Source organism: Paracoccus sp. (in: a-proteobacteria), assembly GCF_035556475.1.
GTDB lineage: Bacteria > Pseudomonadota > Alphaproteobacteria > Rhodobacterales > Rhodobacteraceae > Paracoccus.
Genome location: NZ_DATMFA010000109.1, coordinates 1 through 17,528 on the forward strand (window position 1 = coordinate 1; position 17,528 = coordinate 17,528).

At 65.7% G+C, this 17,528-nt stretch carries 17 protein-coding genes and 1 pseudogene; 7 read left to right on the forward strand and 11 right to left on the reverse strand.

The genetic code is table 11. The features are described 5' to 3' along the window. A partial coding sequence (locus VNQ78_RS15250; RefSeq protein ID WP_325691290.1) for a sensor histidine kinase occupies nucleotides 1-1,234 on the forward strand: 1,234 nt, incomplete at its 5' end. 257 nt (nucleotides 1,235-1,491) lie between these two features. Beyond that, on the forward strand, nucleotides 1,492-2,190 hold the full coding sequence (locus tag VNQ78_RS15255; protein WP_325691291.1) for a hypothetical protein: 699 nt from the start codon (nucleotides 1,492-1,494) through the stop codon (nucleotides 2,188-2,190). Between the two features lie 122 nt (nucleotides 2,191-2,312). On the opposite strand, the gene VNQ78_RS15260 is transcribed toward VNQ78_RS15255, so the two are convergent. The 3 genes from VNQ78_RS15260 to VNQ78_RS15270 are packed head-to-tail and all read right to left on the reverse strand — an operon-like array spanning nucleotide 2,313 to nucleotide 4,378. After that, entirely contained in the window at nucleotides 2,313-2,930 is a 618-nt protein-coding gene (locus VNQ78_RS15260; RefSeq protein ID WP_325691292.1) for a class I SAM-dependent methyltransferase, read from the reverse strand. Continuing rightward, nucleotides 2,931-3,647 carry a CDP-diacylglycerol--serine O-phosphatidyltransferase gene (pssA, locus tag VNQ78_RS15265; RefSeq protein WP_325691293.1) on the reverse strand — a complete coding sequence of 239 codons (717 nt, stop codon included), beginning with the start codon at nucleotides 3,645-3,647 and terminating at the stop codon, nucleotides 2,931-2,933. A gap of 38 nt (nucleotides 3,648-3,685) precedes the next feature. Further along, complete coding sequence (locus VNQ78_RS15270; RefSeq protein WP_325691294.1) at nucleotides 3,686-4,378, reverse strand: phosphatidylserine decarboxylase; 693 nt, start codon at nucleotides 4,376-4,378, stop codon at nucleotides 3,686-3,688. 235 nt (nucleotides 4,379-4,613) lie between these two features. On the opposite strand from VNQ78_RS15270, the gene VNQ78_RS15275 reads away from it, so the two are divergent. Further along, complete coding sequence (locus VNQ78_RS15275; RefSeq protein WP_325691295.1) at nucleotides 4,614-5,342, forward strand: class I SAM-dependent methyltransferase; 729 nt, start codon at nucleotides 4,614-4,616, stop codon at nucleotides 5,340-5,342. A 223-nt stretch (nucleotides 5,343-5,565) separates the two neighbouring features. Further along, nucleotides 5,566-6,162 carry a CHAP domain-containing protein gene (locus tag VNQ78_RS15280; protein WP_325691296.1) on the forward strand — a complete coding sequence of 199 codons (597 nt, stop codon included), beginning with the start codon at nucleotides 5,566-5,568 and terminating at the stop codon, nucleotides 6,160-6,162. Between the two features lie 52 nt (nucleotides 6,163-6,214). On the opposite strand, the gene VNQ78_RS15285 is transcribed toward VNQ78_RS15280, so the two are convergent. Beyond that, nucleotides 6,215-7,381: an MFS transporter gene (locus VNQ78_RS15285; protein WP_325691297.1), complete on the reverse strand. Its 1,167-nt coding sequence runs from the start codon at nucleotides 7,379-7,381 to the stop codon at nucleotides 6,215-6,217. 97 nt (nucleotides 7,382-7,478) lie between these two features. Here VNQ78_RS15285 and VNQ78_RS15290 point away from each other — a divergent pair, with 97 nt between their 5' ends. Next, nucleotides 7,479-8,027 carry a TetR/AcrR family transcriptional regulator gene (locus VNQ78_RS15290; protein ID WP_325691298.1) on the forward strand — a complete coding sequence of 183 codons (549 nt, stop codon included), beginning with the start codon at nucleotides 7,479-7,481 and terminating at the stop codon, nucleotides 8,025-8,027. A 3-nt stretch (nucleotides 8,028-8,030) separates the two neighbouring features. On the opposite strand, the gene VNQ78_RS15295 is transcribed toward VNQ78_RS15290, so the two are convergent. The 6 genes from VNQ78_RS15295 to VNQ78_RS15320 form a co-directional block, all read right to left on the reverse strand. Then, a complete protein-coding gene (locus tag VNQ78_RS15295; protein WP_325691299.1) occupies nucleotides 8,031-8,792 on the reverse strand; it encodes an SDR family oxidoreductase in 762 nt (253 codons plus the stop codon). Further along, nucleotides 8,789-9,616 (reverse strand): PCC domain-containing protein, encoded by an 828-nt coding sequence (locus VNQ78_RS15300; protein ID WP_325691300.1) that lies wholly within the window; start codon nucleotides 9,614-9,616, stop codon nucleotides 8,789-8,791. The genes VNQ78_RS15295 and VNQ78_RS15300 overlap by 4 nt, the downstream gene beginning before the upstream one ends. Then, nucleotides 9,613-11,202, reverse strand: a complete 1,590-nt coding sequence (locus VNQ78_RS15305) for an acyl-CoA synthetase (protein WP_325691301.1) — start codon at nucleotides 11,200-11,202, stop codon at nucleotides 9,613-9,615. Before VNQ78_RS15305 ends, VNQ78_RS15300 begins: the two co-directional genes overlap by 4 nt. Continuing rightward, nucleotides 11,199-12,368, reverse strand: coding sequence for an acetyl-CoA acetyltransferase (locus tag VNQ78_RS15310; protein ID WP_325691302.1), 1,170 nt, complete (start codon nucleotides 12,366-12,368; stop codon nucleotides 11,199-11,201). Before VNQ78_RS15310 ends, VNQ78_RS15305 begins: the two co-directional genes overlap by 4 nt. Nucleotides 12,369-12,463: 95 nt before the next feature. After that, on the reverse strand, nucleotides 12,464-13,480 hold the full coding sequence (locus VNQ78_RS15315; protein WP_325691303.1) for a TRAP transporter substrate-binding protein: 1,017 nt from the start codon (nucleotides 13,478-13,480) through the stop codon (nucleotides 12,464-12,466). Nucleotides 13,481-13,504: 24 nt separating this feature from the next. Beyond that, complete coding sequence (locus tag VNQ78_RS15320) at nucleotides 13,505-15,382, reverse strand: TRAP transporter large permease subunit (protein WP_325691304.1); 1,878 nt, start codon at nucleotides 15,380-15,382, stop codon at nucleotides 13,505-13,507. A gap of 378 nt (nucleotides 15,383-15,760) precedes the next feature. Between VNQ78_RS15320 and VNQ78_RS15325 the strand changes: the two genes are divergently transcribed. Next, nucleotides 15,761-16,306, forward strand: coding sequence for an IS66 family transposase (locus VNQ78_RS15325; RefSeq protein ID WP_325691305.1), 546 nt, complete (start codon nucleotides 15,761-15,763; stop codon nucleotides 16,304-16,306). Between the two features lie 569 nt (nucleotides 16,307-16,875). On the opposite strand, the gene VNQ78_RS15330 is transcribed toward VNQ78_RS15325, so the two are convergent. After that, nucleotides 16,876-17,334 (reverse strand): M10 family metallopeptidase C-terminal domain-containing protein, encoded by a 459-nt coding sequence (locus VNQ78_RS15330; protein ID WP_325691306.1) that lies wholly within the window; start codon nucleotides 17,332-17,334, stop codon nucleotides 16,876-16,878. Between the two features lie 32 nt (nucleotides 17,335-17,366). On the opposite strand from VNQ78_RS15330, the pseudogene VNQ78_RS15335 reads away from it, so the two are divergent. Next, a pseudogene (locus VNQ78_RS15335) lies at nucleotides 17,367-17,528 on the forward strand (arsenical-resistance protein); the annotation flags it as partial.

The window sequence follows — 17,528 nt, forward strand, 5'->3', positions numbered from 1 at the left end:
CCGCGACCTTGCCTTGGGCTTCGGCGCGGGGATCGTCCTGACCTGGCTGCTCGCGCTGCTGCTGGGCTGGACGATCCTGCGCCGCGAGATCGACGAGGTCTATGACGCGGCGCTTGGCCGCACCGCCGACCGGCTCCTCGCGATCGAGGGCATCCAGCGCGGCACCCCGCGGCGCGGGGATCTGGTGGCCAGGATGATCGGGCCTGACGGGCAAGTGCTGTTCCATTCGCGCAATGCCGACGACGCGCTTATCGCCGCGACCCGGGAGGAGGGGTTGGCGGACGTCGGCAAAATGCGGGTCTTGACGGTGGAGACCGAGGAGGGCGTCCTTTTGCAGGTTGCGGCCCCGCTTGACGAGCGCAGCGACGCGGCGCGCGAAACGCTGATCGGGATGCTTCTGCCCTCGATCCTGCTGCTGCCCTTGAGTTTTCTTGCCGTCGGCCGGTTCACCCGCCGCCGCCTTTCCCCCGTGGACGATCTGTCACGCGAAGTGGCGGGGCGCGACGCCCGCGACCTGCGCCCGCTCGACCTCGACGACCTGCCGGTAGAGCTTGAGCCGATCCGCGCGGCGGTTGACCAGTTGATGGCGCAACTGGAAACCGCATTGACGGCCGAGCGGGACTTCTCCTCGAATGCGGCGCATGAATTGCGCACCCCCATCGCGGCGACGCTGGCCCAGACCCAGCGCCTGATCGCCGAGGCGGACGCGCCGGAAATCCGCAGCCGGGCCGAGGGGATCGCGACCTCACTGCGCCGCCTGTCGCGCCTCTCGGAAAAGCTGCTGGACCTTGCCCGCGCCGAAGGCATGTCCGGTAGGGATCACGGCCTTCATGACATGGCGCCGGTCCTGCGGCTGGTCGTCGCGGATTTCGGCGGAGATCTGCGGCTGGATCTGGCCGAGGGGCCGGTCATGGTCGCGATGGATATCGACGCCTTTGCCGTCCTTGCCCGCAACCTGATCGAGAACGCGCTGCTTCACGGCGCACCGCCCGTCACGGTCCGGCTCTCCGAAACCTCGCTGCGGGTCGAGAACTCCGGCCCACCGGTCACCCCGGAGACGCTGGCGAAGCTGACGCGGCGCTTCGAGCGGGCGGGCAGCCAGCAGCTCGGCTCGGGCCTTGGCCTTGCCATTGCCGAAACCATCGCGCGCAATGCCGATGCAGAACTGCAGCTCAGCTCACCCGTGCCGGGCAGGACCGATGGATTTGCAGCCGAGGTCGTCTTCCGGGCGTGACCGTCGGCGCCCGGCTTGCAAGCGAGCGCAAGCCGGGCCATACTGGCGCCGGCTGATGTTGTAGCCGTCCCGACACGAGATGGCAGGAACCGCCCGGCTTGTTCAATCCTTCGGCCATTTTTCCCCTTCTGATTGGGTTCAGGGCAAACAATGTCCTTGGGTTGCCTGGCGCTTAACGACCGGCAACCCTGATCAATACCGCTGATCCAGCTTATCGCCGCGCCTTCAGCAGCGGCCTGAAATCGACGGGAAATGTCATGACATTGTGGGAAACACTGGCCCGCGCGCGCACCGCGTCGGGTGACGATATCGTGCTGCGCCAGCGCGGCGAAATCTACGAAATCCGCTATAACGGCATCGAGTTGATGTCCAATCTCAACTATCAATCGGAAATCCAGCTGGCGATGCGGTCGATGCGGCGTCTGGACTTCCAGGCCAGGCGCGTGCTGATCGGCGGACTGGGCCTCGGCTACAGCCTGCGCGCGCTTCTGGATCTTTCCGCCCCGGAGACCGAGGTGACGGTGTGCGAGATCATTCCCGAGGTGGTCATGTGGAATCAGGGTCAGCTTGCCCACCTTGCGGGTAGCCCGCTGGATGACCCGCGCAGCAGGCTGGTGATCGGTGACGTGCGCGATCACCTGGCATCGTCGATGGGGCGTTACGATCTTATCCTGCTCGACACGGATAACGGCCCCGATTTCGTGGTCCGGCCCGAGAATGAGGGGCTTTATCAGGATCGCGGCATCGCTGAGGTGGCAGAGGCGCTGACCCCGCGCGGGATTGCCGCCTTCTGGTCGGCAACCGCGTCTCGTCGGTTCGAAAGCACCCTGTCGAGATACCCGTGGATGTGGATCAGAGAGGACATCCCGCTTGTTCCCGGCCGGGTCGACGCCATGCACCACATCTACAGCTGCGCGTTCGACGCCCAGATATTGGGCCTGAGACAGGCAAGCTGACACGAGCGAGAGGGACGGGCGTTGATTGCATGGTCGATGCCCGCACCTTCCAGAGCAAGAACCCGGGCGAGAGGGCGGCCAGCGAGGCCCAGCGATCAGCAGCGCCAGATTGCCGGCCTGCCTCAGCCCGCCTTCACCAACCGCATCAGTGTCATCATGCCCACGGGCGGCAGGCTGCATTCATCCGTCAGGGTCAGGCACGCCTCGCCCAGCACCCGGGCGCGATCGAAGTCGGAATGCCAGCCGAGGAGGTCGGCGATCGGGGCGGCGACCCGTTCGGCCATGGCCAATGCGCCCGTCTTTCGGGCAAAATGATTGACGATCACCACGCTTCCGCCCGGCCGGACCACGCGCGCGATCTCGGACATGACCCTCTCGGGCTCGGGCACCACCGAGATCACATGCATGGCCGCGACATGGTCGAAGCTCTCATCCGCGAAGTCGAGCTCACGCGCATCCATCCGGTGCAGCGCGGCCACGTTCTGCAACCCCTCGGCCGCGACCTTGGCGCGGGCCTTCTCCAGCATCTCGGCGCTGTAATCCACGCCGGTGACGGTGACGCGCCGGTCATAATGGCGCAGGGCAAGGCCGGTGCCGACGCCCACCTCCAGAACCGAGCCGCCAAGCTCGCTCAGCAGCGCGGTCGCCCTGCGGCGGCCAACCTGCGTGACTGCCCCGAAGGTGCGGTCATAGATCGGGGCCCAGCGGGCATAGGATCTTTCGACTGCCTGAAGCTCCATTCATCCGTCCTTTCGTGTGGACTGCCGCCAACGCTGCTTCCATCCCAGCGCCAGAAGCAGCAGATAGCCCAGATTCAGCAGCACCAGCGTCAGCCAGGGATAGGTGAGGAGCGCCGCGCCCAAGCCCACGACCGCGAGGAGGATCAGGCCCGCCTGTTCGCGCCGGATGCTGGTCTGGGGCAGGGCGGGCGTCGGCAGGCGGCTGACCATCAGCGCCGCCACCAGGATCATCCAGAGCGCGCAGACGGGCCCCGGAACGGTCAGGGCGGGATTGAGGTTCGCGACGAAGATCGGCAGAAAGACCAGCATCGCTCCGGCGGGCGAGGGGACTCCGGTGAAGGCTTTCTTCGGCAGGCCCGCCGCAAGCTGATCCCGGCTGCCGATATTGAAGCGGGCAAGGCGCAGGACACAGGCCACCGCATAGACCAGCGCGGCAATCCAGCCCGCCCCTGCGGCGCCATCAAAGGCCCAGAGGTGCAGGACCAGCGCCGGCGCCACCCCGAAATTGACGAAGTCGCAAAGCGAGTCGAGTTCCGCGCCCATGGCGCTTTCGCTGCGCAGCCGGCGCGCCAGCCGCCCGTCGAGACCGTCGAGCAGCGCCGCCAGCAGGATCAGCGCCGCTGCCTTGTCGAACTGGCCTCCGAAAGCCAGACGGATCGCCGTCAGTCCGGCACAAAGCGCCGCCAGCGTCAGGGCATTGGGCAGAAGCTGCAACACGGACAATCGGGAACGAGGGTCCGGGTGCGCCGTCATCTTCAATCCACCAGTGCCGGACGCGCGGTCCCCGGACGCCCAAGCTCGGCGATCACGGTCTCGCCCGCGACCATCCTCTGCCCGACGGCAACCAGCGGAACCTCGCCCGGCGGCAGATAGATGTCGAGGCGCGAGCCGAACCTGATCAGCCCGAAGCGTTCCCCCGTCCTCAGATTCTGGCCTTCCTTGGTCCAGCAGAGGATGCGCCGCGCCACCAGACCGGCGATCTGCACCACGGCGAGGTGCCGCCCGTCCGCCAGTTCAAGGCAGAGCCCGTTGCGTTCGTTATGCTCGCTGGCCTTGTCGAGGGAGGCGTTGAAGAACTTGCCGGGCCGGTAAGCCACCGACACCACGCGCCCCGCGACCGGCGCGCGGTTCACATGGCAATCAAAGACCGACATGAAAACGCTGACACGCGTGAGCGCCACCGGCTCCATCCCCAGTTCGGCGGGCGGCACGGCCGGTTCGATCAGCGAGACGACGCCATCGGCCGGGCTGATCACCAGCCCCTCGCCCTGCGGCACGGCGCGGCGCGGATCGCGGAAGAAATAATAGCACCAGACCGTCAGTCCCAACCCGAGCCAGCCCAGCGGCTCCCAGATCAGGAAGAGGACCACCGTGACGGCGGCAAAGACCGCGAGAAAACGATAGCCCTCGGGATGCATCGGCTTGAGGAAGGTGCCCCACATCGTCATGCGTCAGTAATCCTGTTCTCGCTCCCGGTCCGTCGCCATAGCAGCCTCGCGGCAGGCGGTCAAACAAAGACGACGCTTTATCGCTCATTTGCGACGCTGGCCGGGGTGGGCTTGAAACGTCGATCCCGCGCGAAATTTGACATCCGCCAAGGCGTGGCGAATACAGGGCCCTCATGTGGCGCGACCCCAAGGACCGCCAGCCTTGGCCGCGCCACCGCTCCGTCAGGAGGCGAGCATGGCCCAGAATATCTATGACAATCCCGATTTCTTCGCGGGCTATAGCCAACTTCCCCGGCAGGTGCAGGGGCTGGCCGGCGCCCCGGAATGGCCCGCGATCCGCGCGCTGCTGCCCGATGTGACAGGCCGTCGCGTGGCCGATCTGGGCTGCGGCTTTGGCTGGGCCTCGCGCTGGTTCCACGAACAGGGGGCGATCTCGGTCCTCGGTCTGGATCTGTCGCGGAACATGATCGACCGCGCCCGGGCCGACAGCGCCGCCGCCATCGACTACCGCTTCGCGGATCTGGAGACGCTGGAACTGCCGGCTGCCGCCTATGATCTGGTCTATAGTTCGCTGGCCTTTCACTATGTCCGGGATTTCGGGCGACTGGTCCGCATGATCCACCAGGCCCTCGCGCCCGGCGGTGATCTGGTCTTTACGGCCGAGCATCCGATCTTCATGGCCGCCGCGCATCCCGGCTGGCAACTGGACGAGGACGGGCGCAAGACCTGGCCGGTCAATGGCTACTCCATCGAGGGTGCGCGCCGCACCGACTGGTTCGCCAAAGGGGTGCTGAAATATCACCGGACATTGGCCACGACGCTGAACACCCTGATCGACGCAGGTTTCGCGCTGCGTCGCCTCGAAGAGTTCGCGCCAACGCCGGAACAGATCGAGGCCGTGCCCGCGCTTGCCGAGGAACTGGAGCGGCCGATGATGCTGCTGGTTGCTGCGCGAAAGTGCTGATCCCTTGCCATCGGGGCGGGTGGCAGGTTTCCGGGGCAAGATGACCTGCCAACGGCGCGGATAGCGGGCTGGAAGGTCAATATCCGCCGATCGGCCAGCCTGCGACGGCAATTTGGCGCCGATGGCCATGACCGAGGAAACCCCTCGATTGTCGCATCTACCCCGTCGGGGCTAATAAACACGGGTTGCCGGAGAGCAACCGAGAAAATTCGGACGAGGGCAGATGATCAATTGGTCGGCAAGCAGGCGCGCCTGCATTGCAAGCGCTGCATTCTGCATGCTGCTTGCCGGATGTTCAGAGCAGGCCATGCAGGGTGGCGGCTCCCAGTCCGATATCGAACTTGGGGCGAAGATCAGCAACCAGAGCGATGTGAGGCTCGGGCGTATTTCTCCGCAACGCATGTCTCTTGCCCTGCTCGAGGTGAAGACGAAGCAAACCCAGGGAACAAGGGTCTGGTGCGTTCCGTTCGCGCGGACGCTGAGCGGGGTCCAGATCAGAGGGAACGCCAAGGAATGGTGGGGCAAGGCCCGGGGCCATTACGACCGCGGCAGAACCCCGGCCCCCGCGGCGGTGATGTCATTCAAGGCCACGCGGAAGAATCCGAACGGCCATGTCGCTGTGGTCTCGAAGGTGATTTCTCAGCGCGAAGTGCTTGTCAGCCATGCGAACTGGAACCGCAACCGCGTCTCGATCGACATGGTGGCGGTGGATGTCTCGCCGAAGAACGATTGGTCGTCGGTGAGGCTGGAAAGCGTTCCCGGTCAGCTTGGCTCGGTCTATCCGGTCAACGGTTTCATCTATCCCGCGGCGTCGAAATGAGCTTTGGGCTGATCCTCGGCCTCCGGTGATCAGGTCGTGATTTTGCTCGCGGTCAGTCCGTTCGGGGCTGGACCGACGAGGCAGCCAGCGATGCCCCCGCGATCAGCAGCGCCACGACCAGCATCGCATGGCGCAGGCCGAAATGCTCGCCGAGGAAACCAAGGCCCGGCGGGCCGACCAGCAGCGCCAGATAGCCGACGATCGCCACCGCGCTGACACGGGCGACGGCGGCCGGGCCTCCGCCCGAGCCTGCGGCGGAAATCGCGACGGGAAAGCCCAGCGAGGTGCCCAGACCCCAGAGCAGCACCGCGCCTCCGGCGAGCCAGGGGTTGTTGCCGAAGATGATATAGGCGACGCCCAGCCCGGCCATGACGGCGCAGACCCGGATCACGCGGGCATTGCCGAAATGCGCGATGAAATAGCCACCCCCAAACCGCCCGGCGGTCATCGCCGCGGTGAAGGCCACGAAGATCAGTGAGCCCGAGGCCGTGGAAAAGCCGTGCTCGTCCACCATCAGGATCGGCAGCCAGTCATTCGCCGCCCCTTCGGCCAGCGCCATGGCAAAGACGATCAGGCCGATCAGCTGCACGCGCCGGTCGCGCCAGACCGGAACCCGGCTTTTGGGCTGGGTTCCTTCGGTCGGGTGCTGCTCGTTTCCGGCGGGGATGTCATTGCGGAATGCGACGATCAGTCCCAGCGTCAAAAGCGCGATGGCCAGCATATGCAGCGCGACCGGAACCCGCAGCGCCACCAGCGCCAGCCCCGCCAGCGCGCCACCGAGCGTCCCGAGGCTGAAGCAGCCATGCAGCTTGTGGAGGACCGGCCTGCCGGTCAGCTTTTCGATCCCGGCGCCTTCCAGGTTCACCGCGATCTCGGCCTGGCCCATGCCCAGCCCGAAGAGGGCCAATCCGCAGGCGGACAGGAATTGCGAGCCCAGCACCACCCCCAGCGCGACCGTGACCAGCGAGGAAAAGACCAGCGTGAGGCCCAGGATGGCGACGCGGCGCCTGCCGAAACGCCTGATGGTCCGGCCCGCGATCAGGATGCCGATGATCGAGCCAAGCGAGAGACCGAACAGCACCATCCCCATCTGCGCGACCGAGGCGCCGATCGCGTCACGGATTTCGGGCGTGCGCGTCACCCATGAGGCGAGGGCCAGACCGGGGATGAAGAAATAGACGAACAGCGCCCGTGTCCGGCGCCGGATTTCCTGTTGCATTGACGCCTCGGTTGCCGCTGATCTAGTTATGTACAAACGTCCATAACGCCGGACCGGGATAAGGCCGCGACGGGGGAAAAGTCAAGAACGGGACCGCATGACCGAAACACGTAAGCGCCGCCACGATCCCGACCGGCGCGACCGCATCATCAATGCCGCGCTGGAGGTGATCGCCCGGCATGGCATCGCGGGCACGACGCATCGGCGGGTGGCGCAGGCGGCGGATGTGCCGCTGGGCTCGACCACCTATCATTTCGCGGGGATCGACGACCTGCTGGTCGAGGCCTTCCGGCGTTTTTCGCAAGAGGTCGCCGCGCGCTATCACCAGCGGCTGGAGGCGGCGACCAATATCGCCGAGGCGCGTGAGGCGGTGGTCGACCTGATCTGCGGCGGGCTCTGGGCCACGCCGCGCAACATGCTGCTGAGCTTCGAGCTTTACGCCTATGCCGCCCGCAACCCGCTCCTGAAGGAGGTGCTGCGGGACTGGATGGCCGAAAGCCGCGCCGCCCTGCAGCGGCATTTCCCGCCCGCGACGGCGCGTACGCTGGATGCCTTCCTCGAGGGCGTCACCATCCACAACACCGCGAGCGAGAACCTGATCTCGCGCGCGGAAGTGCGCGAGATCGTTGAAAAGCTGACCGCCTGAGGCTCAGGCCGGTTCGTTTTCCCGCCGCAGCGCCGGCAGGCCGACGCCGGTTGCGTCAAAACCGCCATCCACCGCGAGCGTTTGGCCGGTGACGAAACTCGCCTTCTCGGAGCAGAGGAAGACGATGGCCTCGGCGATTTCGCGCGCCTCGCCATAGCGGTTCAGCGGGATCGCGTCGTAATAGGCCGAGATGATCTCGGGCGCATGGACGGCCATTGCCAGCTTGGTCTTGACCGGGCCGGGGGCGATGCAATTGACGCGGATGCCCAGCTCGCCCAGTTCGGCCGAGAATTGCTTGGTCAGATGGATCACCGCCGCCTTGGAGGTGCCATAGGCCACCCGCAGCGTCGAGGCCCTCAGCCCCGAGATCGAGGCGATATTGACGATCGCGCCCTTGGTCTTGGCCAGTTCCGGGATCGCGGCCTGCGTGCAGAGGAAGACGCCGTCGAGGTTCGTGGCCATCACTTCGCGCCATTGTTCGAAACTGGTCTGCCCGGCCTGCGAGAAAAGGGCGACGCCGGCATTGTTGACCAGCGCATCGACGCGGCCAAAGCGCGCGACCACCTGCCGGATCACGCCATCCACCGCCTGCGGGTCCGAGATATCGGCCTCGACCGTCATCACATTGTCGATATGGTCGCAAGCGCGGTGCAATTCCTCGGTATCGCGGTCAACCACGGCGACCTGCCAGCCCTGTTCGAGAAAGACCTCGGTGGTGGCAAGGCCGATGCCCCGGCAGCCGCCGGTGACGATTGCGGTTTTCATGTCTGGTCCTTTGTCGGTTCGATGATCAGTTCCAGCGTCACGCCGACCGGGTTCGGCCCCCGGTCCAGCGTGCCGCGTGCAATGGCGCCGTGAATGTCCACGACCTCGATCGGCAGGTCGGCGCGGCCATCCACCAGCCGCGCGCTGTCCAGCCGCAATTCGGTGGCGAGGCAATCCATCCGTCCGCCGCAGGCGAAGCGGATATGGTCGATGCTGCCGACGCCGTGCAGGCGGGCATCGCGGATGCCGTGGCGCGCGGCCAGCGCCTCGATGGCCGGAACCACATCCTCGCCCGGCAGGATGCGGGCGAAAAGCGCGGGGCCGTCGTCGCCGCCCTGCGGGGTGAAAAGGGTGAAGGCGGTCTCGGGGTCGGGCAGGGACTCGAACCAGGTCGCCGCCGCGCCAAGGCCGGTCACATGCGCGTCCTCGGCAATGACCGCGTCGAAGGGCAGCAGGTGGCCCATCGCGGTGGTCGTCCCGTCGCTCCAGATGCCGTGGCAATGCAGGAAAGGCGCGCCGTCCTTCCAGCCTACGGTCGCCGTGGCGCTTGAGATGGTCCAGCGACCATCCGGCGCATGGGTTTCGGAATACCATGCCCCGTGCAGCCCGTCGGTCGAGAGCGCGGGCAGCACATAACGCATCGGATCGCAGGCGACGCCCGCCAGCGACAGCACGCCGCCCTTGCAGCCATGCCGCGCGAAAAGATCGCCGACCGCCTGCATGACACTCACGCCCTTTGGGAGGGTGCCCGCAATGGGGCGCAGCGTGGCGCAGGCGATATTGGCGCGTTCGGGCGCGCGCGGGCCGGGATGGATCATCCTCATGCCGGGGTTCGTTCCAGCAACCCGCGCGCGTCCAGTTCTTCGCGGATCATCTTCTTGGTGATCTTGCCATAGGCCGATTTCGGCAGCGCCTCCCAGAACAGGAACCGCTTGGGCAGCTTGTAGCGCGAGAGCTTCGGCTCAAGATAGGCGGCCATCTCGGCCTCGGTCACCGGGCCTTGCGCGACGCAGACCGCCCAGCCGACCTCACCCCACAGGGGGTCCGGCACGCCCAGCACCGCGACCTCCGAGATGGCGGGGTGGGTCAGGATCTTCTCCTCGATTTCGCGCGGATAGACGTTCGAGCCGCCCGAGATGAACATGTCGGACTCGCGGCCGGTGATATAGAGGAACCCCGCCTCGTCCATGTGGCCCAGATCGCCGGTGCGGAACCAGCCGTCGCGGAAGGATTTCGCATTGGCCTCGGGGTTCTGGTAATAGCCGGCGAAAACGGCGGGACCGATGCAGCAGATCTCTCCGGTCTGGCCGGGCGCGACTTCGCGGCCCTGATCGTCCTGGATCTGGATTTCGATCCCGGTGCGGGCATGGCCGCAGGTGCCGATGCGGGTGGCGGGTCCGTCCTCGGCCTCATGCAGATGCGCGGGCAGGACGGTGATATTGCCTGTGACCTCGCCCAGCCCGAAATATTGCACCAGAACCTTGCCCAGCACCCGCAGCGCCTTTTGCTGGTCGACGCGATACATCGGCGCACCGGCATAGATGACATAGCGCAGCGACGAGAGATCAGCGCCCTCGGTCGAGGGATGCTCGGCCAGCAGCTTCACGATCGTCGGCACCGTGAACATGGTCGAGACGCGCCATTCCCGCACCAGATCCCAGACCTGCGCCACGTCGAATTTCTCGCTGGGCAGCAGCACGGTCTTGACCCCCCGCGCCACCTGCGTCAGCTGATGCACCCCCGCGCCATGCGACAGCGGCGCCACCACCAGCGAGGCGTCGTCGCCGGTCAGTCCCGGCATCAGGTCGGCCAGATGGTTCGTCACCACGAAGGCCATCTGTCCATGGGTCAGGACGCTGGCCTTGGGCCGCCCCGTGGTGCCCGAGGTAAAGAAGAACCAGCAGGGATCATCGCGATCGGCAGCCGCGACCTGCGGCCTCTGGCCCCGATGGGCCTCGGTGACGGACTGGACCGAGGGGCCGAAATCCGCCGCGCCAATGGCGATCTTGGCGACGTCGCAGGCGGCGGCATGGTCGGGGAAAGCGGCGTTGCAGAACATCAGCGTCGCGCCCGAAGCTTCGGTCAGATAAGCCACCTCCTCGGGGGTCTGGCGAAAATTCGCGGGCACCCAGACGCCGCCCGCGCGCCAGACCGCGAACATGGCCTGCATCATCTCAAGACAGTTCTGCGACTGGCACATCACCCGGTCGCCCTTTTGCAGGCCGAAGCGGGCTTGCAGGGCATAAGCCAGCGCGTCGGTCTTGGCCTCGAACTCGGCCCAGCTCCAGCGCAGGTCGCCCATGACCAGCGCGATGCCCGAGGGATCGCGCCGCGCGGCTTGGGTCAGGAAGTTTGCAAGGTTCATCACCCGGGTCGAGACCGGGCGCAGCCCGCCATTCGGATCGGTCATTTCACGCGCTCCAGAATCGAGCAATAGCTGGCCACCGCTGCGCCGCCCATGTTGAAGACGCCGCCCAGCGTCGCGTCGGGCAGTTGCATCGCCCCCGCGTCGCCCGCCAGTTGCATCGCCACCATGACATGCTGGGAAACGCCGGTCGCGCCGATGGGATGGCCCCTCGACTTTAACCCGCCGGAGGGGTTCACCGGCAGCGCGCCGTCGAAACGGGTGATGCCGTCGCGGATCACCCGCCAGCCTTCGCCGCGCGGGGCAAGGCCCATCGCCTCGTATTCGATCATCTCGGCGGTGGTGAAACAGTCATGGGTCTCGACCAGCGACAAGTCCATGATGCCAAGGCCCGCGCGTTCCAGCGCCTGCGCCCATGCCCGGCGCGGCCCTTCGAAGGCGATGGGATCGCGCCGCGACAGCGCCAGCAGGTCGCCCGCCTGCGCCCGCGCACGAAAGCGGATGGCGCGGGGCAGGCCCTCGGCCACCTCGGGTGCGGCCAGCACCAGCGCCGCCGCCCCGTCCGAAACCAGCGAGCAATCCGTCCGCCTGAGCGGCCCGGCGACGCGCGGGTTCTTGTCCGAGATGGTGTTGCAGAAGGCGAGGTCGAAGGGCTTCTGCATATGCGCATAGGGGTTGCGCATGCCGTTTTCGTGGTTCTTGGCGGCGATCATCGCCAGCTCCTCGGAGCGGTCGCCGTGGCGCTGGAAATAGCTTTCGGTGATGCGCCCGAAGACGCCCGCGAAACCGCCGGGCGTGTCGCCCTCTTCGGCGACATAGCTGGCCGAAAGCAGGATGTCGCCGACCTGATCGCCGGGGGTCGCGCTCATCTTCTCGGCCCCGATCACCAGCGCGACCTTGCCGCGTCCCGAGGCAATGAAATCCGCCGCCGCATAAAGCGCGGCCGAGCCGGTGGCGCATGCGTTCTCGGTCCGCATGAAGGGCACGCCCGCCAGTTCCGGCGTGCCCATCGCGACCAGCGCGCCTTGAAAATCCTGACGCGAGAAGCCGTTATTGTAGACGCCGACAAAGATGCCATCGACCGCATCGGCGGGGATGCCCGCATGGTCGAGCGCCGGGCGCGCGACCTCGGCCATCAGGGACATGGTGTCGGGCGCGTCCGACTTGCCGAATTTGGTATGCGCCCAGCCGGTGATCAGGGGCTCAGACATGCGGATCTCCTATCGCGTTTGGATGGCCAGCCGCGCCCCGCTTCTCGATGCCCCGCGCTGGACGGGGCAGGGAGCGGCGCGGCTGACCGCAATGGTCAGGCCAGCGTCCGCCCGACAGCGGCTTCCAGAATGGCCCAGGCCTCATCGCCATAGGTTTTTTTCCATTCGGCGTAGAAGCCCGCCTCGCGCAGCTTCTCCTCGAAGGGCTTGGGATCGACCTCGTTGAAGATGAAGCCATGGCTTTCCAGATCGCCGCGCAGCGTCTCGTTCAGCGCCATCACGTCGGCGCGCTGCTTCATCGCCCCGTCGTTGAAATGCTTCGCGACCACCTGCTGGTAATCCTCGGACAAGGCGCCCCAGGCGCGGCGGTTACCAAGCAGCCAGAAACCGTCCCACATATGGTTCGTAAGCGACAGATATTTCTGGACTTCCCACAGTTTCGCGACCTTCATGATCGCCAGCGGGTTTTCCTGCCCGTCGACGATGCCGGTCTGCAGCGCGGTATAGACCTCGGCGAAGTTGATCGAGGCGGGCGCCGCCCCGAAGGCCGAATAGAGCGAGGTCCAGAGCGGGCTGACCGGCACCCGGATCTTGAAACCCTCCAGATCGGCGGGCGAGACGATGGGCCTGTTCGAGGATGTCGTCTGCCGGAAGCCGTTGTCCCAGATCTTTTCCATCACCACCAGACCGGCATTCTCGATCTGCCCGCGCTCATAGGCGCCCAGATCGCCGTCCATCGCCTTCCAGACGGTGTCGTAATCCGGGAAGGCGAAGCCGACGCCGTTGATCGAGGCATTGGGCACCAGCGTCGACAGGATGATCGGCGAAAGCTGGAAGAACTCGACCCCGCCGGAACGAAGCTGGCCCAGAACGTCGGTATCGGCCCCAAGCTGGTTTGAGGGGAAGATCTGGATATCGACCGCGCCGCCGGTCTCCTCGAGGATCGCCTTGACCGCCCCGGTCAGCCGGACGTTGCTCGGATGCTCCAGCGGCTGGTTGTTGGCGATCTTGTAGCTGAACTCGGCGGCGCGGGCAGCGCCCGGCCGGATGAAGGGCGCGGCAAGCGCGCCTGCGGCTGCACCCATCAGGATGTTGCGGCGGCTGATGATCATGGGGTTCCTCCTCCCAGGGTTTCTTCAAAGCAATGCGGTCGAGAACCACGGCACGGCAGCAATCGCGAGCAATCCTGCCAGCAGCGCTGCAAGGTATGGCCAGATCCGGCGCATGACCTGTTCGGCGGGCACGTTGGCGATCTTGCAGGCGATATAGAAGCCGATGCCGATGGGTGGTGCCATCAGGCCGATATTCATCGCAGTGACGATGACCATGGCGTAATGGATGTCGTGGATGCCAAGGCCGCGCGCGATGGGGAACATGATCGGGGCCAGCAGGACGATGGCCGGCAGCCCCTCCAGCACGCAGCCGAGGATCAGGAAGATCACGATCGAGGCCAGCATGAAGACCATCCAGCCGCCGGGCAGGTTGGTCACGATGGTCATCAGGTCGCGCGCGAAGCCCGATTGCGTCAATGCCCAGGCCATGGCGCTGGCCGCGCCAAGGATCAGCAGGATCGCGCCCGACATGGCGGCGGTCTCGACCAGCATTCCGCCAAGGCGTCGCAGCGGAATGCCGCCGTAAAGCACCACGCCGATCACGAAGGCATAGACCACGGCGATGGTCGAAACCTCGGTCGCGGTGGCGACGCCGCCGCCGACCAGACTGCGGATCATGAAGGGCAGGACCAGTGCCGGGATGGCGATGATCGCGACGCGGCCGATCTGGGGCAGGGTGGCGCGGGTCACGCCCGACATGTCCTCGCCCCGCGCCTTCCAGCGCGCCAGTACCGCCAGCATGATCAGCAGCACCATGGCGATGGCGAAGCCGCTGGTGAACAGCCCGGCAATGGACACGCCCGCGACCGAGCCCAGCACGATCAGCACGATCGAGGGCGGCACGGTGTCGGCCATGGCCGCGCCGGTGGCCAGCAGCGCCGTCATCTCGGAGGGGGAATGCCCGCGCCGCCGCATCTCGGGGAAGAGCGCCGGGGCCACCGTCGCCATGTCCGAGACCTTCGAGCCCGAGATCCCCGAGACGAGGAACATCGAGCCGAGGAGCACATAGCTCATCCCCGCCTTCACATGGCCGAGCAGCGAGGCAAGGAAATTCACGATTGCCTTGCCCATCCCGGTCGCGTCGAGGATGCAGCCCAGCAGCACGAAGACCGGCACCGACAACAGGATCAGCGAGGACATGCCCTCATCGATCCGGCCCATCATCACGAAGACCGGCGAATGGCTGGCGAAGGTCAGATAGGCCAGCGTTCCCAGCGCGAAGCAGAAGGCGATGGGCACCCCGATGCACAGCAGGAGCGCGACGAGCAGTCCCAGCCAGAGCGGCAGGTTCCAGTTGCCGATGCCCAGCAGCGCCGGTTTCGCCCACCACAAAAGGGCGATGGCCGCCCCGGCCAGCAGCACGGTCACGCCGATCGCCCGCCATTCGCGGGTGCGCGCGACCGAAACCAGCATCAGCACCGTCATCAGCCCGATCCCCGCAGGCAGGGCCGAGGCGCGCCAGGACATCGGCAGCCCCAGCGCGGGCGAGGTGATGAAGCTTTCCTCATAGGCATATTCGACCGCGACCGGCAGGATGCGCAGCAGCAGGATGCAGACCAGGATCTGTCCCGAAAGCTCGGCCAGGCGGGCGACACGCTCGGGCATCAGGGGCAGGAAGACGGTCAAGCGCATATGCTCGTGCCGGTCCACGGCCATCGCCGCGCCCAGCATCGCCATCCAGATGAAGCTGAGCGAGGCGACCTCATCGCCCCAGATCAGCGGCTTTGACAGGACATAGCGGAAAAACACGTTCGCGAGCACGGTGACGATCATCACCAGCAAAAGCCCCGCCGCGGCGATTTCCACGGGCCGCATCCACGGCTCGGCCCGCTTGGGTTCGGCCATGGCCTCGACGCCGCCAAGCGCCAGTTCGGCACCCAGCTCGGTGTCGGTCAACTGCATCCTTCCCTCCCATGACGGCGGGGCCTCCCTTGCCTTGCCGATCCATGAAATGGAGATTCTCTGGCAGCCGTCTTGCGGCGAGGTTCGCGGATGTAGCGAGGAGGTTGCAAGGGAAAACTGCAAGGCGGCGAGGCTTCTTGCCGGTAGGGCGGAGGGTGACTGATGGTTCGGCCCGGCGTCGGGTGTCGGGCGCGGGGGGCTGCCACCGGGCCTGTGCAACCGATTGTTGCGGGATGTGACCGGGCAGGGGCGATCGCGAAGCTCTCGGCTCCGGCTCAGACGGCTGAAGGTTGGTCATCAGGAAAGCGACCATGGCAGCGTCATCCGAAGCATCGGCTGGGCGCGAGATGCGTGGTGGGGGAATCCGAGGGCGGCGGAATGGTGCTGGTGGTCACGACGCGGGGGCTCCAGAGCAGGCGATCGCGGCCCAGAATGCCGGGATTGGCGCCGCCTGCATCGTCCTCATGCAGGCAGAGCCGGCAGAAGGGCCTTCCCCCCGAAGCACATGCGACGATGCGGCATGAGCGAACCCTCCCAGTCCTGGCAGAAATCCAAGCGGAGCTGGTTAAGGCGGAGCCTGACGCGCAGGGGACTCCGAAGAAGGCAGTCAACTACACGTTGAACGCCTTCGACGCCCTGCAGCGCTTCGCCGTCGACGGTCGCCTTGAAATCGACAACAATCCGGTCGAACGCTACATCCGCAGGATTGCGCTTACAAAAAAGAACTCGCTCTTCGCGGGGAACCATGAGGCGGCGCAGGTCTGGGCGATCTACTACAGCCTGATCGAAAGTGCGCAGCTGAACAGGGTCAATCCACGCAGCTACCTGAACTGGATGGTTGGCGAGATTGAGCGAACCGCCGGCGACATAGACCACAGGCTGTTGATGCCCTGGCACTGCCCGGTCGGCAGGAGCGAAGACTGATCTGACCGGCCATGCCCAGAAAGCCGGTCACAGACATCCTTTTGATCAGCCGCACCGCTTTTGCGGGATCCGGCTCTGGCACGCAGGGTGAACTGCCCGAGGAGCCGCATCACAAGAAGAAAGCCTGAGTTCTTCTACGGGGCACGCAATGTGACACCCAAGTTGACATGGGCTTAGTTCGACAAAAAACGATGTTTCCGCCGTCGCTAAGACGGGCTTCCTGCCCCGAAGATAGGGAAGGTTGGCCCATATCCGCCGGTAGCCCGGACAAACTGCTGCACCGCGGCTTGCGCCGAAGCCGCTGTTCAGACACCGCGTGCGAAAGCCTTGAGGAAATTGCGGCGCTGCTGAGATTGCTGCCATTCGCGGTCGCGCAACATCGGACTATGATGTGGGATGCTAGAGCCCCAAGTGGCCATCGGCAAAGCTTCAGGCGCGAACGCGTTGCGGGGTTTTGGTGGTGCGGATATCCGATTGATCCCAGACGGCTGATGAGCCGGGCACACCGCCAGTTCCAGCGGCGTCCCCGGGCAGAAGGGTCACTTGCAAGGAAGTGCCCCTTGCTTTTCTCAAAGAATAAAGCTGTTGGCATTGAGTGTTAGGCTGTAGTCCAACAAGATCGCCAGATCCGCTATGCGATCGCCATTCACATCGGCCACAATGAGGGTGCCGCCCGCAAGACTGCGATACGCCAGCTCACCGGCATGGCCAGTAAAGCCGCCGGTCCCGATAAAACTGAATGCTTGGTTTCCGGCAACATTGGTGCGCGCGTCCAATGCACTCAGGTCGATACGGTCGCCTTGGGCAACGCTGAAATCCGTGATCACATCGCGCCCGGCCAAGGTGGTGGTCGAATCCCCGAGTGCTTGAAACACGAACACATCGGCGCCCGCTGATCCGCTCATACGATCGGCACCCTGGCCGCCGATGATGCGGTCTGCACCGGTTCCTCCGGTCAAGACATCATTGCCTTGCCCGCCATTGAGCGTGTCATTGCCCGCGCCGCCCAGAAGAGTATCAGCACGCAACCCACCGAGGATCAGGTTATTCCCAGAATTCCATCCAGTTCCTTGTCAGCTTTGCCATGGGCCGGTTGATTGCTCGCGATTATCCCCGCACCACGGCCATCGCCTTTACCGCCGCCGGCAATAATTTCGAACTGGCGATTGCCGTCGCCATCGCGGCTTACGGCCTGGCTTCGCCGGTAGCCTTTGCCGCAGTG